We start from the raw sequence: 22,256 nt of genomic DNA on the forward strand, positions 1-22,256 counted from the left end.
ATACTGTGCACGGATACGTTCAAAAATGTCGCCGAACAAATCCAGCTGTTCATAGACGCTTGCCTTGTTCTCGGCCTCCTGCGCCAGCAGGGGTCCTGCGATCTGAGTTGTTGCAAGAATACCTGCCACAGTTCCAGCCAGACCGGCCACCACAAATTTCTTCATACGCGTTTATCCATCCTTGTCGGTCCGAAACCACGATTCCGGGTCCACGGGGCGATTATCTTCTCTTACCTCTATATAGAGCGTTTCTGAGCGGTCAGTTCCAGTGCCATCACTGCTTGTTGACAAAATTGCGCCGATTTCCGGCATTTCACCGGGCATCAGGCCAACCGGTGTGCCCTCCGGGATCACCTGACCTGGCTGGCCATAGACCTCCTGCAAACCGGAAAATACGAACAAAAGACCCGATTGAGGCTCAAGGATGATTAGGTTCCCCAGGTCCAGCAGCGGCCCGCGATAGCGAATTGTCGCCGCGGTGGGCGAGGTGACCAAGGCGCGCGGGCGTGTACCCACAATCAGGCCGGGGCGCGTGACACCGGCGGCGTCCGTTTCACCGGCCTTGTGCAGCAAGATTCCCTGTACCGGCATTGATATCCGGCCTTTCCTGTCCAAGACACTGGCATTGCTGTCGAGGATCTCTCCCTCCGAGATCTCGGACAGACCACTTGCAAAGCCATCCAGTGTTTCGGTCGACGAGATCAAAATGGCCGTACGCACCGGGTCTTCCACGAAACGGCGGGGCAAATCCGTGCGGTCGGCGATTGCCTCGCTCAGACGGGTACGGGCCTCCTGAACGCCCGTTAGACCCTCTGTCAAAGTTTCCGAGGCCTTTTTCTGCAAGACACGCAATGTCTGCACTTCATTCAGGTCCTGCGCCAGTTCCTGCGCGCTGGCGTTCAGGCCAGGGGTGACCTCGGACAGTATAATACCTGCACGGGCCGCCCCCAACGGGCCGGACGGATGTAACATCAAGACGGGTGGTTCGGTCGTTTCAATGGTTTGCAGAACACCAAGCAATCGCCGGATTTCCTTTTCGCGCGCCCTCAATTCGGCACTCAATTGCGCCTCGCGGGTTGCCGCTTGGCGCAATCCCACCCGCATCGCGCCCAACCCGGCCTCATAGGCATGGATCGTCTCCGTAAGAGCATGGACCCGGTCCCGGGCGCTTTCGGCCTCGGATAACGCGATGGACGCCTGTTCGAGCATCTGCGCTGCGTCCAAAGCGGCCTTGGAGGCGTCTGGCTGGGCCAGTGCCGGCAAGGCTAAAAACAGACACACTGCCAGAGCAGCCATTTTCATGACAGCAGGCTTTCCCCGGTCATTTCCGGCGGTTTCGGCAATCCCATCAGCTCAAGCAGGGTCGGGGCAAGATCGGACAAACGTCCTTGGCGCAATTTCGCACCTTCAGGCCCGCCAAACAGCGCCACGGGAACAGGATTGAGCGTATGGGCCGTGTGCGGGCCGCCGGTCACAGGATCGACCATGACTTCGCAATTACCGTGATCGGCCGTGATAATCATCGCTCCCTTGACCTTTTCAAGAGCCGCAATGACTTGCGCCAACCCCTGATCGACGGCTTCACACGCTTTGATCGCAGCATTCAAATCACCTGTATGACCAACCATATCGGGATTGGCATAATTTGTAACAATCAAGTCATACCCTCCTTCGATGGCTTCGATAAATTTCGCCGTAACCTCTGCGGCCGACATTTCGGGCTGTAGATCGTAGGTCGCCACTTTCGGCGAGCTCGGCATAAAGCGATCCTCGCCTAGTTCGGGCGTCTCCTTACCGCCATTCAGAAAGAACGTAACATGCGGGTACTTCTCGGTTTCAGCTAGTCTAAACTGCCGAAGCCCTTGCTTGGCGACCCATTCGCCCAGCGTATTCACAATCGAGCGCTTTGGAAAAACCGTGGTCATGTAAGCATTATGTCCATCGGAGTACTCGACCATGCCCAGCAGTGCTGAAAGCTTCGGGCGCGGTCCTGTCGCAAACTCGGAAAATCCTGGCTCTCCGATGGCGCGCAGAATTTCACGGGCACGGTCGGCGCGAAAGTTCAGGCAAAAGAAACCATCGCCATCGTTAATACCGTCATACCCCGTCAATACGGTTGGTGTGACGAACTCGTCAGATTCGGACTGGTTATAGGCGTGATCAACCGCGCCATGGGCACTGCTTGCTGTTCGGCCCTGCCCGTTGACCATTGCAGCATACGCTTCACTGACACGCTCCCAGCGATTGTCGCGATCCATGGCAAAGTACCGCCCGCTTACGGTGACGATGCGTGCGTTTTCGGGCAAGCGTTCTTCCAACTCAGCGATGTAAGTCAGAGCTGACCTTGGCGCGACATCACGCCCGTCCGTCACTGCATGTAGTGCAACCGGGACACCGGCATCCGTTATGGCAGTGGTTGCGGCAACGATATGGTTCAGATGACCATGCACCCCACCATCCGAGATCAACCCCATCAGATGCGCAGTGCCGCCAGCGGATTTGACGCTGGCGATGAAAGCTTGCAGCGCTTCGTTTTCGAAGAAAGTCCGGTCTTCAATGGAAAGATCAATCTGGCCCAGATCCATGGCGACCACACGCCCTGCACCGATATTGGTGTGCCCGACCTCTGAATTTCCCATCTGTCCGCTTGGCAGACCCACATCGGGGCCGTGGGTGATCAGGGTTGAATGCGGACACTCAGACAGGATCGCGTCAAACGTCGGCGTGTTTGCCAGATAGGGTGCGTTGGCTTTTGTGTCCTCGGACAGGCCCCAACCATCAAGAATGCACAGGACAACAGGTTTGGGGGTGGCCATTGATGTACTCCGTTTTCTGCTCTTGGGTCACCTTCTATCCTTTGGACTTCAACGGGTGAACCACCTTTGCAATGATGAACAATTTTAACCGACACAGAGTGTGTTAGTCTTTTAGATAGCACCGGAATGGGCGCGCCTTGCGATTGCGGTATTTGACGGTCAGGTCCAACGGCGCATCGTTTTCATCATAAACGCCCAGAACAACACCCCTGCCCCGACTTTTGGTTCGCATTTCAATCAATTGCTGCTCGGACCGGGTTGTGCGCTGTGACGCCCGCCGCGTCCAGGCGAACAGGTGCTCGTACATTTCAGCGATTACACCGGCATGTTCCGCGCTGTCACCCAGATCGTTCAACTCATCAGGGTCGTTTTCCAGATCGAACAGGATTGGCCGGTACCCACCTTCACAATGGATCAGTTTCCATTTCTTGCTTGCGGCCATGAACATCACCGCATCGCGGACCGACACGTCCAAAACATTTGCGATTGGTGAAGCCGAGTAGTCATATTCGCAGATCACCACATCGCGTGGCAATGCGTCCCTCTCCCCATAGAGAATAGGCAACAGGGAGTGACCTTCCAGAATATGCGTCGCCACTTCCCCGCCAGCCGCATCGACAAAGGTCGGTGCAAGGTCGATGGATTCCACAAGCGCATCGCTGACGGTACCGCGTGTCGCGTCCGCCTCGGGCGACGGGTCATAGATGATCAACGGCACCCTGGTGGAGGCGTTGTGGAAGAAGGTCTTTTCCCCCATCCAGTGATCGCCCAGAAAATCACCATGGTCTGATGTCAACACGATCATCGTGTTTTCCATCCGCCCGGTTCTCTCCATCCAGTCCAACAGGCGGCCCATCTGGTCATCTGCTTGCTTGATCAGCCCCATATAGGCTGGGATAACCGCCTCACGTACGTCCTGCCGCGAAAAGGTCTGGCCGATCTTTGTGTCCATGAAGGCTTTAAGCACGGGATGCGCATTCTGACGTTCCGCCTCGGATCGCACCACAGGCAGCACATGTTCCGGTCCATACATCGAGGCGTATGGGTCCGGTACGATGTACGGCCAATGCGGCTTGATAAAACTCAGATGACAGCACCACGGGCCATCATGCGTTTCCATGAACTCTATCCCGCGACCGGTCAGATAGGGCGTTTCGCTGTCTTCCTCGGCAATATTAGCGGCTTCGGGTGAATTCTTCAGAAACCAGCCTGACAGAACGTTGCCATTCGCATCCAGCCCGGAATTGGCAAAGTCATGCCAGGGATTGTCGCTCTCATACCCTTTGGCCTTTAGGAATTTGTTGTATTCCTTTGCCCCTTCCGGGTCATAATACCCATCCGGACCTTCGGGCAGCATACCGTCATCCCGTTCGTACACGTCGAACCCACATTCGGCGACGCGGGCCCCGATCAGGCTGTCAGGCTCCAAGCCCAACCTCGCCATCCCTTCGGCATCTGCACGCATATGAGTTTTGCCAACCAGCCAGCAATCCATCCCCGCCTTACGCAGGTGATCGCCCATTGTAATCTCACCGACTTTCAACGGAATTCCGTTCCACGACGCCCCGTGAGAATGCACATAGCGCCCGGTATAAGTGGACATGCGGGAGCTGCCGCAGATCGGTGATTGGATATAGGCGCGGTTGAAGCGCACGCCTTTGGCTGCCAGACGATCGATATTTGGGGTATGCAGATGCGGATGGCCGTAACAGCTCAGATAATCCCATCGCAGCTGGTCGAACATGATGAACAGGATGTTTCTTGCCTTGGCCAAGTTGACGCCCTTCCCCACAAGTCACGAGGACCTAGTTAGCCATTTCTATCCGCAGAGCGAAGCAAAACCTGCGTCAGGCCTGGCGGTCCATTTGCTCCAGCATCTTCTTGGCACGTTTGCATTGCAGCTTGTCGCGCAGTGGGCTGTCGGGGTCGATGTCTTTTTGGCAAACAACGCATTTATCCGCGCCCGAGATCGCGTTTAGACCACCGCAGCTGCCTTTGATGGTCTTGCCCATCAGCATGACACCCAATGACATGCCCACCATGACGAGAGCGAGAAGAATGAAGGCCAGAATAAAGGTACTCATCTCAGCTCCAACAGTCAGTTCGATCCCAGCGCGTCTTTGAACGCTGTGCTATGGGCAGTGATATAGGCATCTTCGCCGCCTGTCACATCCCGCGAGATGAAATACACTGCAAGTTTATGCTCCTCTGCCAGAGCTAGCCCTTTTTCCTGCCCCAAGGCCAGCATGGCTGTTGCCCAGGCATCGGCCATCATCGCGTTTTCGGCCAGCACGGTGACCGAAGTGGTGCGGTGCGTGATCGGACGGCCTGTTGTCGGATCGATGATATGCGAATATCGCACACCATCTTTTTCAAAGAAATTCCTGTAATCGCCCGAACTGGCCATGCCCCTGTCATCCAAAGAAATGATCAACTGGATGGTTTGCGAACCCGTTTCAGGTTTCTCGATACCAATGAGCCACGCTTCGCCCTTGTCATTCTTACCTTTGGCCACAAGATCGCCGCCAATTTCAACCAGATAGTTTTCGATGCCAGCGGCCTGCAAGGTTTCCGCAACAGCGTCAATTCCATAGCCTTTTGCAATCGCGGACAGGTTAATGCCTACACTGGCGTTTGACTTGGCAAGCGTACCAGCATCCGTATCGAGCGCTAGCAGGCGTTCTTGACCTACACCATTCAGCGCGGCGTTGATATCCGCATCTGATGGCACCGGGTCTTCGGGCTTGCGTGGGCCAAAACCCCAAAGTTCGATCAGAGGGCCGAGGGTTACGTCGAAAATGCCACCGGATTTCGAGTGCACTTCGTTCGCTGCCGAAAGAACCAGCGCGAGTTCGTTGGACACAGGCATCGGATCTGTGCTGGTCGATGCGGAAAAAACAGAAACTTCCGAGTTCGGATCCCAGTTGGACATCTTGGCATTCACTGCTGCCAACTTATCACTGACGGCCGCGGCCAGTGCGTCTTTGTCAAGGTCCTCGCCAATTGCGGTGATATTGTAGGTCGTGCCCATTGTCTCGCCGGACAGACGAACTTCTTCGGGTTCCTTGTCAAAAAGACAGCCTGAAAGAAGGGTGAAAAAGGCCAGTACGGGCAAAAGACGCATTGGGCGTTCTCCGGGACATTCTTTGCCCGGCATATGACAGCGGTCCCCGCCAGAGTCAAATTGGCATTACAGTTTCAATGGAAGGAAACCCAACAGCAGAAGACCAGTTCCAGCCGGAATTCCGAACAACCACGCGCGTTTCCGCCACCCGGGCTTCTGTTGCTTCCACGCCATACGAAAGTTGTGACCGCACACAACAGCCGCAAAGAAGATCAGCGCGGCAACCGGGGGCGTAAGATAGAGTTCATTCAAAGGCTTAAGCTCCCTCTGCTGACCTGCGTTTGGCCAACTCGTGCAATTGCACCCTATACAGGTCGTTTAGCTGCGCTAAAGTGAAAGGGAAAGACTTTGCAAGAACCATAAGGAGATTGCTCATGGCCCCAACTTCTTATCAGTCGCCGTCGCGCGGTGACAAGGCTGACAAGACAACCTACAGCCAATCAGCGGAATCAAACCTGTCGCATTCGCAGACGACCGTGGCCAAACTGCTTGAGGGTAAAGGGGATGCGGTGTTCTCGGTGCGACCTAATGATACCATCCATTCGGTGGTGAACACGCTCAAGGACAAGCGAATTGGTGCTGTTCTGGTGACCGATCAGAACGGGGCATTGAAAGGAATTTTGTCGGAACGCGACATCGTGAGGCGCATGGCCGATACGCCGGGACAGACCCTGCCACAGTCGGTCGAAGACCTGATGACCAGGGATGTAAAAGCCTGCATGCCCGAGGATACGCTGAATGACGTGCTGAAGACTATGACCGAGGGACGTTTCCGCCATATGCCGGTTCTGCGTGATGGCAATTTGTGCGGTGTCATCACTATCGGTGACGTAGTGCATTTCCGCCTGAGGGAATTGGAGTATGAAGCGCTTCGCATGAAGCAGATGATCGTAGGCTAGTTTCAACCGGTTGAAAGAAACCCGATGCTACCGCCGTCTATTTCAACGGCAGTTAATCTGCCCGAGGCAAAGGCACCGGTATCAATCGACACAACCCGGTTTTTAACCCGGGGTTGGTTTACAATTGTATGACCGTGTACAACCCATTGCGCGTCGCTGCGTGCAAGCCGTGGAAACATCGGATGACCCCATAGACAGATTTGGCGATCCTGGGATTGAATGGATTGCCGCGGATCAAGCGCCGCGTGGACAAAGGTGACGTTGCCGCTGGTCCAGGTCAGCGGCAGATTTGCAAGCCAGTCCAGCAAGCTGTCGCCCATCTTATGCCGCAGACGCTCTGCCAGTTCAGGCAGATGCTTGCCACCGTCCAACTCGTCGGGACATTCGAGACCGAAAGATGCCAAAGTTTCCGCTCCTCCGTTATGAAACCAAAGCCTGGCGTATCGTTCCGGGTCGTTTGCAAATTGCAGCAGCATCTCTTCGTGATTGCCAAGCAGGCATTGCACCCGCCCGTCTGACGCTTCACTCAGGTGATGCAAATGCCGCAGTACCTGCGCGCTGTATGCCCCCCGGTCGATGTAATCGCCCAGAAAAACCAGCGGGCTTTGATCGTCGAGTCGTGGCAAAACCGCCTGAAGCAGATCAAGACGACCGTGAATATCGCCGACAGCTGTCACTTTTTCTGCTGGTGCCACGTCGCATGGCATCGCATTGGAGCTTTCCCTCGCCGCGGATTGGAACCGCCGTCTGATCCAGTCTTTCATCATGGCATTTGATCCCTACCCGCCCCGCTCGGTGGTCGCAATCAACAACTGTTTGAATAGGCAAAGTGTTGACCACGAGCCTTAGATTGTCCGATATGCCCGCAGGATGTTCGCAAGCAGTTGATCTGATGATAGGATCAGCCTTCCAGCCAGCGATGAATTTGCAGTGAGTTCTGAGGGTTTTATGAAACGAGTATTGATTACAGGTTCTGCCGGGTTCATCGGATTCCATCTGGCCAAGTTGCTTTTGGCAGAAGGGTTTCAGGTACACGGCTACGACGGGATGACCGACTATTATGATGTGACCCTGAAACAGCGTCGACATCAGATACTGCTTCAAACCTCAGGATTTACGGCAACTGAAGACCGTTTGGAAAACTTTGATCGGCTTGTGCAGGTCGCTGAGGAGTTTCAGCCCGATGTCATCGTACATCTGGCCGCGCAGGCTGGCGTGCGGCACAGCCTTGAATATCCCCGCAGCTATATCGAGTCGAACGTTGTGGGCACGTTCAATGTGATGGAAATTGCGCGTCAGCATAAGGTGGAACATCTTTTGATGGCGTCGACCTCATCGATCTACGGTGCAAACGAAGACATGCCGTTCATCGAAACAGAAAAAGCCGACACCCAACTGACGATCTATTCCGCCACCAAAAAGGCGAATGAGGCGATGGGGCATTCCTATGCCCATCTGTGGGATTTGCCGACCACGATGTTTCGGTTTTTCACCGTTTACGGCACTTGGGGGCGCCCCGATCTGGCCTATTTCAAGTTCGTCGCTGCGATACTGGATGGCAGACCAATAGACATCTACAATCATGGCGATATGTATCGCGACTTCACGCATGTAGAAGACCTTGTGCGCGGGATCAGGTTGCTGATCGATGTTCCACCGGTTCGCCCGATCAGCCGCGCGGATATCGAAGACGGTGACAGCTTGTCGCCAGTTGCACCGTACCGCATCGTCAACATTGGCAACGGAGACAAGGTGCGTCTGATGGATTTCATAGAAGCCATCGAAGAGGCTGTTGGCCAGAAAGCGGTCAAAAACTTCATGCCAATGCAGATGGGCGATGTTCATGCCACCTGGGCTGACAATCGGCTGTTGCAGCAGCTGACGAATTATCGCCCGCAGACCGACTTGAAGGACGGCATTGCCCAATTCGTCGCCTGGTATCGGGACTATTACGGAAAATAGGTCGACCTGGTGCCGGAATGAAAAAACCGGCGCACTCAGCGCCGGTTTCATTATTTACCCGCCAAAATCGTCGAGCATGATATCTTCTCGATCCACGCCCAGATCCAGCAGCATGTTGATAACCGACTGGTTCATGATTGGCGGTCCACACATGTAGTATTCGCAATCCTCAGGTGCCGGGTGGTTCTTGAGGTATTCTTCGAACAGAACGTTGTGGATGAAGCCGGTATAGCCTTTCCATTCATCCTCGGGCTGGGCGTCTGACAGAGCGACGTGCCATTCGAAATTGTCGAACTCTTCCGCCAGCTGATCGAAGTCCTCGACAAAGAACATCTCTTTCTTGGATCGTGCGCCGTACCAAAAACTGATCTTGCGGTCACGGTTCTCAAGGCGTTTGAGCTGGTCAAAGATGTGGCTGCGCATCGGTGCCATGCCGGCGCCACCACCGATGAAGACCATTTCCTTCTTGGTTTCACGCGCGAAAAACTCGCCAAATGGACCCGAAATAGTAACTTTATCGCCCGGCTTCAGGTTGAAGATGTAGGACGACATCTGGCCCGGCGGAATTCCTTCTGAGCCCGGAGGCGGTGAAGCTACCCGGACGTTAAGCATGATCATGCCCTTTTCATCCGGATAGTTGGCCATCGAATAGGCGCGTTCGATCGGTTGTGTCACAACCGACTCATATTGCCACAGATTGAAGCGATCCCAATCCTCGCGGTATTCTTCCTGCACGTCGAAATCGGTGTATTTCAACTGATGAGCGGGCGCTTCGATCTGGATGTAGCCCCCGGCACGGAATTTCACGTCCTCTCCTTCGGGCAGGTCCAGAGTAAGGGCCTTGATAAAGGTCGCAACGTTGTCGTTCGAGCGAACGGTGCATTCCCATTTCTTGACGCCGAAGACCTCTTCTGGAACTTCGATTTCCATGTCCTGCTTGACCGCCACCTGACAGGACAGACGGTCGCCACAGGAGGCTTCGCGCTTTGTAATGTGACTTTCTTCGGTCGGCAGGATCGAACCGCCACCCGAATGCACTTTCACGCGGCACTGGGCACAGGTACCACCACCACCGCAGGCTGACGGAACAAACAGTTTTTCGGCCGCCAATGTTTGCAGCAGTTTGCCACCCGCCGGAACTGAGATAGTCTTTTCACCGTTGATGGTGATGTTGACGTTGCCGGTTGACACCAACTTTGACCGAGCAGCCATAATGATGGCCACCAGCGCCAGAACAATCAGGGTGAACAGGACAACGCCGAGCGAAAAGGTTTCCATTCTCTCGCCCCCCTTACAGTTTCACGCCTGAGAAGGACATAAAGGCCATCGCCATCAGCCCGGCGGTGATAAAGGTGATGCCCAGCCCCTGAAGCCCGTCCGGCACATCCGAGTATTTGAGCTTTTCGCGCACGCCCGCCATCGCGGTGATCGCCAACGCCCAACCGAAGCCGGATGAGATGCCATAGGTGGTCGCCTCGGCAAAGTTATAATCCCGTTCGACCATGAACAGCGAACCACCTAGAATGGCACAGTTCACAGTGATCAAAGGCAGGAAGATCCCCAGCGCGTTGTAGAGCGGCGGGAAATACTTATCGAGAATCATTTCGAGGATCTGAACCATCGCTGCGATCACGCCGATATAGGAAATCAGCCCGAGAAAGGTCAGATCCACATCCGGGAACCCGGCCCATGCCAATGCGCCCGGTTTCAGCAGGAAGGACAGCAACAGGTTGTTGGCGGGCACGGTGATGGCCTGCACCACCATGACCGATATTCCCAGGCCGATGGCAGTCGAAATCTTTTTCGACACGGCGATGAAGGTACACATGCCAAGGAAAAAGCTGAGCGCAAGGTTTTCGATAAAGACGGCCTTCACGGCCAGAGAGATAAGCCCTTCCATCAGTGCGCCTCTACCTGCTGGATTTTGTATTCACGTTCTTCGACCTGGTTCGGCTTCCACGTGCGGAAAGCCCAGATCAGCAGGCCGATCACGAAAAACGCCGAAGGTGGCAGCAGCAACAGGCCGTTGGGTACGTACCAACCGCCATTATTGACCGTTTGCAGGATTGTCACGCCAAACAGGCTGCCCGATCCAAACAACTCCCGGATAATGCCCACCAGCATCAGGATCAGGCCATAGCCCATGCCGTTGCCAAAACCGTCGATGAACGACGCTACCGGCGGGTTTTTCATGGCGAATGCCTCGGCTCGGCCCATAACGATACAGTTGGTGATAATCAGGCCGACAAACACCGACAGGGTCTTGGAAATCTGAAAGGCATAAGCCTTGAGGATCTGATCCACCAAAATCACTAGCGAGGCGATGATCACCATCTGCACGATGATTCGGATCGAACCGGGAATCTGATTGCGCAAAATCGAAATGAACATCGACGAAAACGCAGTCACAAAGGTCACCGCCAGCGCCATGACAAAGGCCACCTGCAACGACGAAGTCACCGCCAAAGCTGAACAGATGCCCAGCACCTGCAGGGTGATCGGGTTGTTGTCGACAAGGGGGTCGACCAACAGCTCTTTCTTGGTCTGCGACATCAGATCTCTCCTGCTTGCAGTTTGGCCAGGAACGGCGCGTAACCCGCATCGCCCATCCAGAATCTCACCAGGTTGTCGACACCGACAGTGGTCAGGGTCGCACCTGCCAGGGCGTCGATGTAATAGTCGGGCCCGGCCGCAGGCTGCGACTTGGCGACGGTGATCTGCAACACTCCCGCGTCGTCGCGCAGCTTCTTGCCGTTCCACAACGTCTTCCAGCGCGGGTTGTCCACCTCAGCACCCAAACCCGGTGTCTCACCATGCTGATAGAATTGCAGGCCGAAAATGTCGTTGCCGTTCTTTTCCAGCGCGATGAAGCCGTAGAGCGTAGACCACAACCCATAGCCATGCAGCGGCAGGATCACCTTGTCCAACGCTCCGCTGTCGTCGCGCAGCAGATAGATGACCCGATACTTTGCCTTGCGACCAATGCCTGCGGGATCGTCGTCAAGCGCGACGCTCAGGTCCGGATCGCCGGCAGCGGCCAAATCGTCAAAGGTGGCCGGCTCGAACTGATCGTCCACAAAATCGCCCGTTGCCAGGTCCAGCACATGCGGCTCGAATGCGGCAAATGCTTCGGTGACATTGACGCCGGGTTCATACACCCCCGCCACCTGCAGGATATTGACCTGCTTGTCCTTCAGCTTGTTGGCCTCCTGCACCGGGCGCAGGCTGACCGCGGCGGCCGACACGATCATCGAGGCAACGAGACAGACCGCAACAGCAATAAAGATCGTTTTGCCAACTGAATCTGGTGAGGCCGCCAGAAACCGGGCAATCGCGCCCTTGCGTTCAGGGGATTGCGTATCAGACATGGCGACGCGCCCTCCGTTTGATGTTGGCCTGAACGACAAAATAATCGATCAGCGGTGCAAAGACGTTGCCGAACAGTATGGCCAGCATCATACCTTCGGGAAAGGCTGGGTTGATCACACGTATTAACACAACCATGACACCAATCAGGGCGCCATAGACATAGCGACCGGCATTGGTGTGGCTGGCCGAGACCGGCTCGGTCACCATGAAAGCCAGACCAAAGGCGTAACCACCCAATACGACATGCCAGTACCAGGGCATAGCGAACATCGGGTTCGTCTCGGACCCGATCAGGTTCAGCAGCCAGGTGAACGCAATTGTGCCTGCCAGACATCCCACAATCAGCCGATAGTTGGCGATCTTGGTGATCAGCAGGAAGGCTAGACCGATGATGCAGGCCAGCGTCGAGGTTTCCCCTATACTGCCTTGGATGGTGCCATAAAACGCGCTCCACCAGGTGATACCGTCAGCGGCCAGCGCCTGATAGCCTTCGGCAGCCGACACAGCCAGAGCCGTCGCACCGGAAAACCCGTCGACCGGGGTCCACACGGCATCGCCCGACATCTGCGCGGGATAGGCAAAATACAAAAACGCCCGCCCCACCAAGGCAGGGTTGAGGAAGTTCTTACCAGTGCCGCCGAAAACCTCTTTGCCGATCACGACACCAAAAATAATTCCCAGGGCAACCTGCCACAGAGGCGTAGTTGCTGGCATGATCAGGGCGTAAAGCATCGAAGTGACAAGAAAGCCTTCATTCACCTCATGCCCGCGGACCGTTGCGAAAATGACCTCGAAAATACCGCCTGCCACCAACGTGACGACATAGATCGGCAGGAAGTACATGAGCCCGTGCATGACATTGGCAAAGATGCTGTCCGGACTAAGCGAAATGCCAAAAACCTGAAGAATTGCAATTCGCCAGCCGGTTGCCGACTCTGGGCCAAGCGCGGCAATGGCCGAATTTGCCTGATAACCGGTGTTCCACATTCCCCACAGGATGCAAGGAATAGTGGCAATCACGACATATGTCATGATCCGCTTCATATCTACATAAGACCGCGCATGAGGAGCAACGGTGGTTACGGTTTTCGGAGTGTAGATGAAGCTTTCCACCATCTCGTAGATCGGAAAAAGCTTCTCGTACTTGCCGCCCTTGGTAAAGTTCGGCTCGATCCGGTCAAAGAAGTTACGCAATCCCATTCGGATCAGCCCTCCTTTTCAATCTTGTTCAGGCAGTCGCGCAGTGCCAGCCCGTATTCGTATTTCGCCGGACAGGCAAAGCCCACAAGGCCCAGATCCTCTTCGTCCAGTTCAAGCGCACCCAGTGCCTGAGCCGTATCCGTATCCATCACCAGCAAGGCCCGAAGCAATTGTGTGGGCAGGTAATCCTGCGGCATCAACTCTTCGAACACGCCTGTTGGCACCATTGCACGGCGGCCACCGTTCAGGTTGGACGTAAAAGCATAGAGTTTCCTGGAAAAGGACGAGCCCAATACAGGCTGGACGGAATACTTGGAAGGCATTGGTCGGATCCAGCCCATCGGAATCTGATCGTGATCCTCTCGGATGATACAGATTTGACGGGCAAACCTCCCCAGATATGCGGTTGGTCCGTCGGCATGTTTACCCGACAGGATCGAACCCGAGATAATGCGGGGCGTTCCGTCCACATTTACCTCATCCCGTGTCAAGTCGTCCGTGGAGGCGCCCATCACGGTGCGGATCAAGCGCGGCTGACGCGCACCGGGTCCGGTCAAGGCGATCACAACACTCGGGTCCAGATGCCCGGTCTGCATTAAGCGACCAATCGCGATGACGTCTTGATAACCGATGGTCCAGACCTGCTTTTCCCCTGCAATCGGTTCGAGGAAGTGAATATGGGTTCCTGCCAGGCCCGATGGATGTGGACCGGAAAACGCTGCGGCCTCGACACCAGCAACATCCGCGCCGGGGATCGTGTCGCCTTGTTTCTGGCAAAGATAGGTCTTGCCTTCGGCCAGCTTGCTGACCGCTGCCATTCCAGCGGCAAAGGCTTCGGGTGCCTCGGCAATGATCGTGGCGGCATCAGCCGCCAAAGGGTCACTGTCCATAGCTGTCACGAAAATCGCGTTCGGTTTGGCACCGGGTTCCGGCATTTTCGAATAAGGTCGCGTGCGGAATGAGGTCCACAGTCCAGCGGCGCACAGTTTTGCAGTCACGCCTTCGGCGCTATGCGCATCGCCCACGCTCGAAAAAACCAAGCCCGTGTCATTGGCGTCGGACACTTCGATGACGACGCTCTGCAACACCCTGCGGGCACCCCGGTTGATGGCAACAATCTTGCCAGTCACCGGTGCGACCATCATCGCGTCAGGCGCATCTTTGTGACAAAAGAGCGGTGTACCCCGCTCGACACTATCACCTTCCTGCACCAGCATCTTAGGTTTCAGGCCAATGTAATCCCCACCCAGAACGCCAACGGTCGAGTATTCCGGACCCGGATGAATGGTTTGGTCGGGAGCGCCTTCTACCGGCAGGTCCAACCCTTTTTTCAGTTTGAAAGTTTGCATGCCGCTACGTTCTTCCAAGCCTCTTTCCTGCGCCAGCCTTGCTGACACCCTTACGGGGTCATGCAATAACGCGGTTTTTTCAGGTGCCCATCGCAAAAGCGTCAGATTGGGTCCAAATTCCGCAGGCGTAATTCTGATCACGGACCCTTTACGCGCGGATGCCCGTAAACGCAAACCTGTTACCGCCAAAAGTTAAGTTCAAACCGCAAAATCTTGGAGTTTTTCCATTAAGCTGGCTAAAAAAACTGCCCAAAATTGCGTGTCGCGCTCGCTGAGCTTCCAGTGTAAGCAACCGGAATGGAAAAAGACACAGACTTCGAAATCTTTCTTGTAGCCACTCCGGGTCTTGAAGCCCCCCTCGGTGCCGAGGCGCAATCCAACGGATTCGCTCAGGTCAAAACGATGCCTGGGGGTGTCACCTGCCGTGGCTCATGGACCGAGGTCTGGCGCGCCAACCTGACCTTGCGCGGCGCAAATAAGGTCCTGGTGCGTCTGGGCAGTTTTCCAGCCGTGCATCTGGCCCAATTGGACAAACGCGCGCGCAAATTTCCGTGGGGCGAGTTCCTGCGGCCCAATGTTCCGGTCAAAGTCGAGGCCACCAGCCGCAAATCCAGAATTTATCACGCCGGTGCTGCGCGGCAGAGAATTGAGCATGCGATATCAGAAACTCTGGGTGTTCCGATATCTTCCGACGCCGAAATCAGGATCTTGCTGAGAATCGAAAAAGACATCTGCACCATATCGGTCGACAGTTCGGGAGAGCTTTTGCACAAGCGCGGCCACAAAGAGGCAATTGCCAAAGCGCCAATGCGCGAAACGATGGCAGCCATGTTTCTACGAGACTGCGGGTTTAGCGGCACTGAACCGGTGTTGGACCCGATGTGCGGCTCGGGTACTTTCGTGATCGAAGCCGCCGAGATTGCCCTAGGGCTGCACCCCGGTCGGACCCGCAGCTTTGCGTTCGAAAATCTGGCGGGCTTCGACCCTGACCGCTGGCAAGACAAGCGCAGCGAGTCAAACGTCGCTGAATGTTCTCTTACATTCTGCGGCTCAGACCGCAACGCCGGAGCAATCGAAGCCGCGACAGCCAATGCAGAGAGAGCGCAGGTAAACGCCAATACTCGATTTCAACAGCTTTCCGTCAGTGACATCAAACCCCCTGCGGGACCCGCCGGGCTGGTCATTGTGAACCCTCCCTACGGGGCGCGAATTGGAGATGAAAAGCGTCTGCGCTCTGTCTACGGCGTCTTGGGTAAGTCTCTGATGACCCGGTTTCGCGGATGGCGTGTCGGGGTGGTCACCAGCGCCCCGGCCCTGGCTCGGGCGACCCGTCTGCCTTTTCTGGCACCCGGTCCGGTGGTAGACCACGGAGGCACCAAGATCCGTCTGTACAAAACGAATCCGCTGCCATGAGAGTCGCGTGGCCTGCCTAGCCCATCCGATACCGGTAAAAAGACGGAAGATTCAGAAGACCGCTTCTCAAAATCCTCTTGCGCATCGGAAAAGCCCCGTATAGATCACCCGCCACGGTCGGAGTGTAGCTCAGCCTGGTAGAGCACTGTCTTCGGGAGGCAGGGGCCGGAGGTTCGAATCCTCTCACTCCGACCAGTAAAACAAGGCGCCCGAGGGCGCCTTTTTTAGCAGATCGACCGCAACAATATCCGCAACGCTTCGTCTGCTGGATGTGCTTAGCTCTGTCGCAATCTACATCCAAAATATGCGGCAGCAGCAACTCGTATCTTCCAGTCTTGATCTCTGCGATATTCTTAACCTCTTCTGGACATATTGACCGATAAGGAAAGCCCGATTCACCAGTGGAAAAGATGCACACCTTTGAGGGCGCCAGAGGTGCGCGATTGGATCGAAGACAGGGAACCCAGCAGCGATTAAACATGGGGGCCAACTGGAGGTTAAAGCCTAATAGAGTTTATAAATACTTATATTTTCAGAACTTTAGTTGATCAAAATGGTGCGGGTGGAGGGACTTGAACCCCCACGCCTTGCGGCGCCAGAACCTAAATCTGGTGCGTCTACCAATTTCGCCACACCCGCAACTCAGCGCCGCAGCGCTGGAATGAAGCGGTCAATAACAAAGCTTGCTTCCGAGCGCGAGAGGTAAAATACACGTATCGCCAAGTTTGTAGATCCTCTGATGAGATATTGAGCAACCACAGTACCTCATGAAAATGTATAGCCCTAAGAGACTTGTCAGTGGAAAACTGATGGGAACATCAGTGGCCGTGAAACCCGATATCCTGAGGGACAAAGACCACGCAATTTTGGAAGAGCTGTTCATTCCTGCCGAAGTTTAGATTTCGGCCAAGTTAGCCTGCGAAATATCTCGTTTACGTTGACCAAAGGCCAAAAAGACAAGCTGACAGCCTGTTGCCAGATCACCAATAGCGAATATAGAAATCATCCTTCACTGCCCTCACATGCTCATAGTTGAATCCTTGGGACGAAGCGCGGGATTACCCACCCCAACACCCCAGGAAACGCATCTGCGACCCTTTCCAACTCAGAGAGAGACTTCAGGTTTCTGAAATAACAAGAATGGCTTACTCGGCTGTGGTGCCCTTCACGGCCACACAGATTATCGAATGACCTGTACCGTCAAGTGCAAGCAATTGTGTTCCGCCGGTCCCCGCTCGGTTTCACACTGTAGGTGCCGAGTGGCGCTTGCGTCATAGGCATTCCCGCGCAGGTTGAGGCATTCTCAAGAGCGCTCCACCACAAAGCTGCCACATTTCAAACGCCAAAAAATCTTATTCACGTCAAAATAAGACCGCCTTGAAGGGTCTTGTTGTTTAGCAGGAGTTAATGAGTCTTTTTTGCCACTTTGGCGCCGGTACGAGTTTCCTGCTCAACTCCAGTACAAGGTTAACTGCTGTGACCGATCTGAATTCCTCCGCTACTGCCGAGCAAGAGGCTGTCTTCTTTGCTCGTGAAAGCTTTCTTGGCGAACTCAAGATCCTGAACCGGGACCATCCGAACACGGGCTTTGGGATTTCGCTCCGAACCCATTCCGGAGACCACTACCTGCTGGCCAATGCGCGTATGCCATTGCCCGCGGTCAAATCCGAGGGTTTCCCGACCGGACGCCGCGTTGCGTGCCTTGAAAACGGCGATCGCTTCAGCTCGATCGAGGTGCTGGCTGACGCCAAGGCTTACGAAACCATCAGCCCGCGCGCCGAGGCTGACATTTTGGGCAACGCTTTGGACCTGATCGCACGTATCGACACCCTGACAGGAATTCCAACGGGCCGTCCTTCGCTTGAACCCCGCATCGCTGCTACGGGAACCGGAGGTTAAGCATGGCGCGCAATGATCACCTGTTGTCTGTAGGCAACGAAGCTCTGGCGCCGATGACTTCGGCAATGTCATCACTGACGGCGCAGATTGATCAATTGACTGAGGTGGCTGATGCGCGCTCCTCGGCACGTCTGGCAACACTCAAGACCCGGATGGAAAACTTCACCGCCAGCATCACCATGGTCGGTCAGGTAAAAGCGGGCAAATCATCGATTGTAAACATTCTCGCAGGGCGCCCATCTTTGCTTCCGTCGGATGTGAACCCGTGGACGTCGGTCGTCACAACCCTGAACATCAACACGCGCCCGCCGGGCGATACCAAGGCCAAGTTCACCTTCTTTGAGCAGGAAGAATGGGACAACCTGATGGTCGGGGGTGGCCGGTTGGGCGAGTTGGCCAACCGTGCCGGTGCAGATGACGAGATGGAGGACATTCGCCGTCAGATTGGCGAGATGAAAGCAAAGTCCGAAGAGCGTCTTGGAAAGCACTTTGACCTGATACTTGGCCAAAGCCACCAATACGACCACTTCGATGAAGAACTGATCCAAAGATATGTGTGCCTGGGCGATGAGGACGACCCGGATATCAATCCAAAAACCGGCCGGTTTGCAGATGTGACCAAGTCGGCCGAGTTGTACATGGATATCCCTCAGTACCCGATTGCGCTGAAACTCTGTGATACGCCGGGTGTCAACGATACCTTCATGGTGCGTGAACAGATTACCCTGCGCAGCCTGCGCGGGTCCGAGGTCTGTGTTGTGGTGCTTGCCGCAAGCCAAGCCCTGACCACCATGGACATGGCCTTGATGCGGATCATCGCCCAATTTGAGAACCGTCAGATCGTCTTGTTTGTGAACCGGATTGACGAGTTGTCAGACCCGGTTAACCAGGTCCCCGAAATCCGCGACCGGATTCTGGACACTCTGAAACAGAACAACATCGACGCAAAGACTAGTGTCGTGTTCGGCAGTGCCTTGTGGGCTGAGGCAGCGCTGACCGGGAACCCCGAGATTCTGAACGAGGAATCCCGCGAAGCACTCAATACTTTTTATCTCGCTGCTGGATTCGGTGATCAGGCACCCTCGCTTGACAAAATCTGGGCATTGTCCGGATTGCCTGACCTGCTGCTGGCGATAAACGAGCGTATTGCAGAAGGTGCCGGAGCGCGACTGATAGACCGGGTTCGCCATCGCGCCCGCAACATTGCCAGCCAGATTCGTGCCACCGCCGTGGCAAAGACTCTGTCAGAGGGTGAAGGCGTCGCGCGTGATCTTGATGGTGTTTCGCCGGAAGATGCGATTGCGAAGGTTTCTGCGGAATATGAAAAGAAAGCGGCCGAACTGACCAACGCATTACGCGACAAAGTACTGGAGCGCCTGAACTCGGCCGAGGCAAGTTTTGTGAAGCGCGCAACAGATTCCCTGATCGCGCATCTTGAGATGAATGGCGAGCAAGGCACCTGGCAATACGACCCGGCTGGCTTGAGGACGCTGCAAAAAGCTGCCTATTTCAGTTTTGCCCGCGCAATGCGTAAGGATGCCGGGGCGCTCTACTCAACTGCGGCTGCAGATGTCGAAGCGCTGTATCACAAAATTCTTGGCAACCATCTGGGCGAGTTCAGCATCGAAGCACCTATCGTGCCGCGTGTTCCACCACCATTGGGGATTGGCCGGACGATTGCCCTGGACTTGCAAAGTACCTGGTGGCGACGCTGGTGGCAAAAGCGCAAAGGCTTTGAGGCATACGCTGCCGATTACACACGCCTGATCGCGTCCGAGGCAAATTCGATCACCAAGGATATCGAGGAAAACCAGATAGCGGCAGTGTTGGAAAACGTCCGCGCTATTCTGGCGGACTTCATGCGGGAACAGAAGGAAACGCTGCTGAGCATCTCATCATCAGCGGACAAAAACTCCGGCCAGGCCTCGGCAGCGATGGCGGGCCTGCAACCTCAGAAATCGCGAGACGAAATTCTGGGTGACATCCTGAAAGACCTAAGCAACGAAGCGGCATAAGTAGAAAAATGGCAAAAGATTCACAAACACGCTTTGTTTCACCGAAAGCATGGGAACGTATTGAGCAGTGGTCCCGTCGCAAACCGGTTTTCGCTTTGATGGGTGAATTCAGCGCTGGCAAGTCCACACTGATGAACTTTTTACTGCGAACGCAAACCTTGCCGACGCAGGTTACCGCGACCCAGTTACCACCGGTCTGGTTTAGCTGGGGCAGTGAAACACCATACATCAAGCGGCATGACGGAAGCATCGAACCCATCGAACTGGATCAGCTTGAGACTGTTGGCGTCAACGACGCGCAGTTCGTTCGTATCTTCCTTGAGGCAGATATTCTGGAAGCCGTCGATCTGATTGACACCCCCGGAATTTCGGACCCCAAGATCTCGACAGATGTCTGGCAGCGGGCAGTCGGACAGGCAAACGGGGTCATTTGGTGCACCCACGCGACCCAAGCCTGGCGCGAAACCGAACGCGCGACATGGGTTTCGCTGCCGGACCGCTTGCAACACAACTCGCTGCTGTTGGTGACGCGGGCCGACGCACTAAACCTTAAGGATCGTCAAAAGGTTCTGCGCCGCGTCAATCGCGAAGCCGGACACCTCTTCAACCGGTCCATTCTGTTTTCCGCCCGCGATGCGATCAATGCCCGTGACAAGACGGGCGACGCCGAAATGTGGTCGCGCAGCGGTGGCGGCAAGATGATCGACAGTTTTCTGGAAATCACAGAACAGATCATGGACAATCGCGCCGATCAGCTGGCGCGGTATCAGATCGACAAAAGCCAGTCCGGCGCATTCAGGGTTCAACCGCTGCGCCCTGCCAGCAAACCAGACGACCGAGAGGCGCTGGCGGACGTCACCGAAGCTACTCCTCTGCGGCTGGTCAATCCTTTGGAAAACGAACAGCGACCAGGAGCCGACGATCATAATGTCGTAACAAGTTTCCCCATCCGGCCAGCCCGTGTAGAGCGACGCCTTGACGAAGGCGAACGGGTTCGGATCAACCCGGAAGACGCTGAACGGCTGCGGGCTGAAATGGTATCAGACCCCGAGCAGATGCTCGATGAAACCGATACCAGCGACGAGTTGCGTGCCTTCTTCAAGGATACTGCGAACGATCCGCTTGAATTGAAGAATGTCGCCGGTCTGGAAGAAGACGTGGATGAGTTCGACCTGTCCGGTGAATTCGACGATGCTGATGATGCGGACGATCTGCTGGATGAAGCTCCAGATGCTGAAACGGGCGACAAGTCCGTTGATGACGTGCTGACCTCCTTAAACACGACGTTGCGGGAAGCCTCGGTCGAAGCGGATGAAATTGAAGTTTTTACGCCGGAAGTTGAATCGCGTGATGATCGGGGTATCGAAGTCTCGGTATCCTCCATTGCGGCGCTGATGGCGGCTCAGCCAGAGAACAACGCCGAGGATTACGAACCTGAGCCTGAGACAAACGGTTTGATAGAAGTCGTGGCCTCAGTCGAGGAAGAAGCCCGCAATATCAGTCACGAACCGCGCATCAATCTTCCGGAATCCGCAATCGAGTCGCCCCTTAGCGCGTCGGATATGTGGCGGGAAATCACAAACAACGAAGAGCTGCCAAAGGACGCAGACGGGCTTCAGAACGTATTCAAGGCCTTTCTTGCCGAATTTGACCAGATCGCAGTTGAATATAGTGCGAAACATTCCAAACACGCCCTGCAAGCCATTCCAAAGTCAAAAGAAAACAGCAGTGCAGAGTGGCATGTTTTGTAAGGATGCCTTAATCAAGGCGCTGAGAAAAAGGACGATAAAGAGTTAAATGTCCATTCAGGATGCATTGAACACCGCGATTGAAACAATACCCGACTGCATCGCAGCCGGGTATATCGACATGGAGACCGGCATGCTTTTGGGCAGCAGTGTCTCTGATTCCGATTGCGCTGAATCGCTGGACACTTTGGCAATCGCAGTGGCCAATCTGTTTCAGGGGCGTGGTGTCGCTGCATTTGAAGCGCTCTTGCACGAGGCCGGAAACACTGATGAGGAAAACGCCGGGTTCGGGGAAATCGCGGTGTTTTCAAAAGACCGATTGAACATCTTTTTGCGGACCCAGGAATATCCTGATCATGTGGTCTGCTATATCTGCCGCAACAGCGCGAATGTGGGACTGGCACTCACGAAATCGCATCTCAGCCTCAAGCCGGTTGCGGCCGCAGTCTGAACGGGACCAGA

19 protein-coding genes, 2 tRNA genes and 1 pseudogene are annotated in these 22,256 nt (G+C 55.2%); 8 read left to right on the forward strand and 14 right to left on the reverse strand.

What is annotated here, in order from left to right:
- From AC2FLZ_RS12365 to AC2FLZ_RS12390, 6 genes and pseudogenes are all read right to left on the reverse strand, one after another.
- Positions 1-165, reverse strand: a pseudogene (locus AC2FLZ_RS12365) (S41 family peptidase); the annotation flags it as partial.
- A 6-nt stretch (positions 166-171) separates the two neighbouring features.
- Complete coding sequence (locus AC2FLZ_RS12370; RefSeq protein ID WP_480554919.1) at positions 172-1,302, reverse strand: murein hydrolase activator EnvC family protein; 1,131 nt, start codon at positions 1,300-1,302, stop codon at positions 172-174.
- Entirely contained in the window at positions 1,299-2,816 is a 1,518-nt protein-coding gene (gene gpmI / locus AC2FLZ_RS12375) for a 2,3-bisphosphoglycerate-independent phosphoglycerate mutase (RefSeq protein WP_480554918.1), read from the reverse strand. Before gpmI ends, AC2FLZ_RS12370 begins: the two co-directional genes overlap by 4 nt.
- A gap of 103 nt (positions 2,817-2,919) precedes the next feature.
- Entirely contained in the window at positions 2,920-4,590 is a 1,671-nt protein-coding gene (locus AC2FLZ_RS12380) for a sulfatase-like hydrolase/transferase (RefSeq protein WP_496809403.1), read from the reverse strand.
- 73 nt (positions 4,591-4,663) lie between these two features.
- Complete coding sequence (nqrM, locus tag AC2FLZ_RS12385; RefSeq protein ID WP_267366293.1) at positions 4,664-4,900, reverse strand: (Na+)-NQR maturation NqrM; 237 nt, start codon at positions 4,898-4,900, stop codon at positions 4,664-4,666.
- A gap of 14 nt (positions 4,901-4,914) precedes the next feature.
- Positions 4,915-5,940 (reverse strand): FAD:protein FMN transferase, encoded by a 1,026-nt coding sequence (locus AC2FLZ_RS12390; protein ID WP_480554915.1) that lies wholly within the window; start codon positions 5,938-5,940, stop codon positions 4,915-4,917.
- A gap of 374 nt (positions 5,941-6,314) precedes the next feature.
- On the opposite strand from AC2FLZ_RS12390, the gene AC2FLZ_RS12395 reads away from it, so the two are divergent.
- Positions 6,315-6,839: a CBS domain-containing protein gene (locus tag AC2FLZ_RS12395; RefSeq protein ID WP_480477180.1), complete on the forward strand. Its 525-nt coding sequence runs from the start codon at positions 6,315-6,317 to the stop codon at positions 6,837-6,839.
- 2 nt (positions 6,840-6,841) lie between these two features.
- On the opposite strand, the gene AC2FLZ_RS12400 is transcribed toward AC2FLZ_RS12395, so the two are convergent.
- A complete protein-coding gene (locus tag AC2FLZ_RS12400) occupies positions 6,842-7,606 on the reverse strand; it encodes a metallophosphoesterase family protein (RefSeq protein ID WP_480519888.1) in 765 nt (254 codons plus the stop codon).
- A 181-nt stretch (positions 7,607-7,787) separates the two neighbouring features.
- Between AC2FLZ_RS12400 and AC2FLZ_RS12405 the strand changes: the two genes are divergently transcribed.
- On the forward strand, positions 7,788-8,801 hold the full coding sequence (locus tag AC2FLZ_RS12405; protein ID WP_480519886.1) for an NAD-dependent epimerase/dehydratase family protein: 1,014 nt from the start codon (positions 7,788-7,790) through the stop codon (positions 8,799-8,801).
- A gap of 54 nt (positions 8,802-8,855) precedes the next feature.
- Here AC2FLZ_RS12405 and nqrF read toward each other — a convergent pair whose 3' ends face one another.
- The 6 genes from nqrF to AC2FLZ_RS12435 are packed head-to-tail and all read right to left on the reverse strand — an operon-like array spanning position 8,856 to position 14,719.
- Positions 8,856-10,079 carry an NADH:ubiquinone reductase (Na(+)-transporting) subunit F gene (gene nqrF, locus AC2FLZ_RS12410; RefSeq protein WP_480477174.1) on the reverse strand — a complete coding sequence of 408 codons (1,224 nt, stop codon included), beginning with the start codon at positions 10,077-10,079 and terminating at the stop codon, positions 8,856-8,858.
- 13 nt (positions 10,080-10,092) lie between these two features.
- Positions 10,093-10,701, reverse strand: a complete 609-nt coding sequence (gene nqrE / locus AC2FLZ_RS12415; protein WP_209507136.1) for an NADH:ubiquinone reductase (Na(+)-transporting) subunit E — start codon at positions 10,699-10,701, stop codon at positions 10,093-10,095.
- On the reverse strand, positions 10,701-11,354 hold the full coding sequence (locus tag AC2FLZ_RS12420; protein WP_480477172.1) for an NADH:ubiquinone reductase (Na(+)-transporting) subunit D: 654 nt from the start codon (positions 11,352-11,354) through the stop codon (positions 10,701-10,703). The genes nqrE and AC2FLZ_RS12420 overlap by 1 nt, the downstream gene beginning before the upstream one ends.
- On the reverse strand, positions 11,354-12,169 hold the full coding sequence (locus AC2FLZ_RS12425) for a Na(+)-translocating NADH-quinone reductase subunit C (protein WP_480519882.1): 816 nt from the start codon (positions 12,167-12,169) through the stop codon (positions 11,354-11,356). Before AC2FLZ_RS12425 ends, AC2FLZ_RS12420 begins: the two co-directional genes overlap by 1 nt.
- Complete coding sequence (locus AC2FLZ_RS12430) at positions 12,162-13,370, reverse strand: NADH:ubiquinone reductase (Na(+)-transporting) subunit B (RefSeq protein WP_480477168.1); 1,209 nt, start codon at positions 13,368-13,370, stop codon at positions 12,162-12,164. Before AC2FLZ_RS12430 ends, AC2FLZ_RS12425 begins: the two co-directional genes overlap by 8 nt.
- Before the next feature lie 5 nt (positions 13,371-13,375).
- A complete protein-coding gene (locus tag AC2FLZ_RS12435; protein WP_480605687.1) occupies positions 13,376-14,719 on the reverse strand; it encodes a Na(+)-translocating NADH-quinone reductase subunit A in 1,344 nt (447 codons plus the stop codon).
- Between the two features lie 297 nt (positions 14,720-15,016).
- On the opposite strand from AC2FLZ_RS12435, the gene AC2FLZ_RS12440 reads away from it, so the two are divergent.
- Together AC2FLZ_RS12440 and AC2FLZ_RS12445 are read left to right on the forward strand one after the other, a co-directional pair.
- Entirely contained in the window at positions 15,017-16,132 is a 1,116-nt protein-coding gene (locus tag AC2FLZ_RS12440; protein ID WP_480554908.1) for a THUMP domain-containing class I SAM-dependent RNA methyltransferase, read from the forward strand.
- Between the two features lie 118 nt (positions 16,133-16,250).
- Positions 16,251-16,327: transfer RNA gene (locus AC2FLZ_RS12445), tRNA-Pro, on the forward strand.
- Positions 16,328-16,686: 359 nt separating this feature from the next.
- Here the strand turns inward: AC2FLZ_RS12445 and AC2FLZ_RS12450 are convergent.
- A tRNA-Leu gene (locus AC2FLZ_RS12450) sits at positions 16,687-16,771 on the reverse strand.
- Positions 16,772-17,608: 837 nt separating this feature from the next.
- On the opposite strand from AC2FLZ_RS12450, the gene AC2FLZ_RS12455 reads away from it, so the two are divergent.
- From AC2FLZ_RS12455 to AC2FLZ_RS12470, 4 genes are read left to right on the forward strand one after another with little or no spacing between them, the layout of a single operon-like run.
- Positions 17,609-18,031 carry a hypothetical protein gene (locus tag AC2FLZ_RS12455; RefSeq protein WP_480477142.1) on the forward strand — a complete coding sequence of 141 codons (423 nt, stop codon included), beginning with the start codon at positions 17,609-17,611 and terminating at the stop codon, positions 18,029-18,031.
- A 2-nt stretch (positions 18,032-18,033) separates the two neighbouring features.
- Entirely contained in the window at positions 18,034-20,046 is a 2,013-nt protein-coding gene (locus AC2FLZ_RS12460; protein ID WP_480519860.1) for a dynamin family protein, read from the forward strand.
- Positions 20,047-20,054: 8 nt separating this feature from the next.
- Positions 20,055-21,797 (forward strand): dynamin family protein, encoded by a 1,743-nt coding sequence (locus tag AC2FLZ_RS12465; RefSeq protein WP_480554907.1) that lies wholly within the window; start codon positions 20,055-20,057, stop codon positions 21,795-21,797.
- Between the two features lie 46 nt (positions 21,798-21,843).
- A complete protein-coding gene (locus tag AC2FLZ_RS12470) occupies positions 21,844-22,245 on the forward strand; it encodes a hypothetical protein (protein ID WP_496716070.1) in 402 nt (133 codons plus the stop codon).
- Positions 22,246-22,256: the final 11 nt, after the last annotated feature.

The organism is Ruegeria sp. YKSF131, from assembly GCF_059612645.1.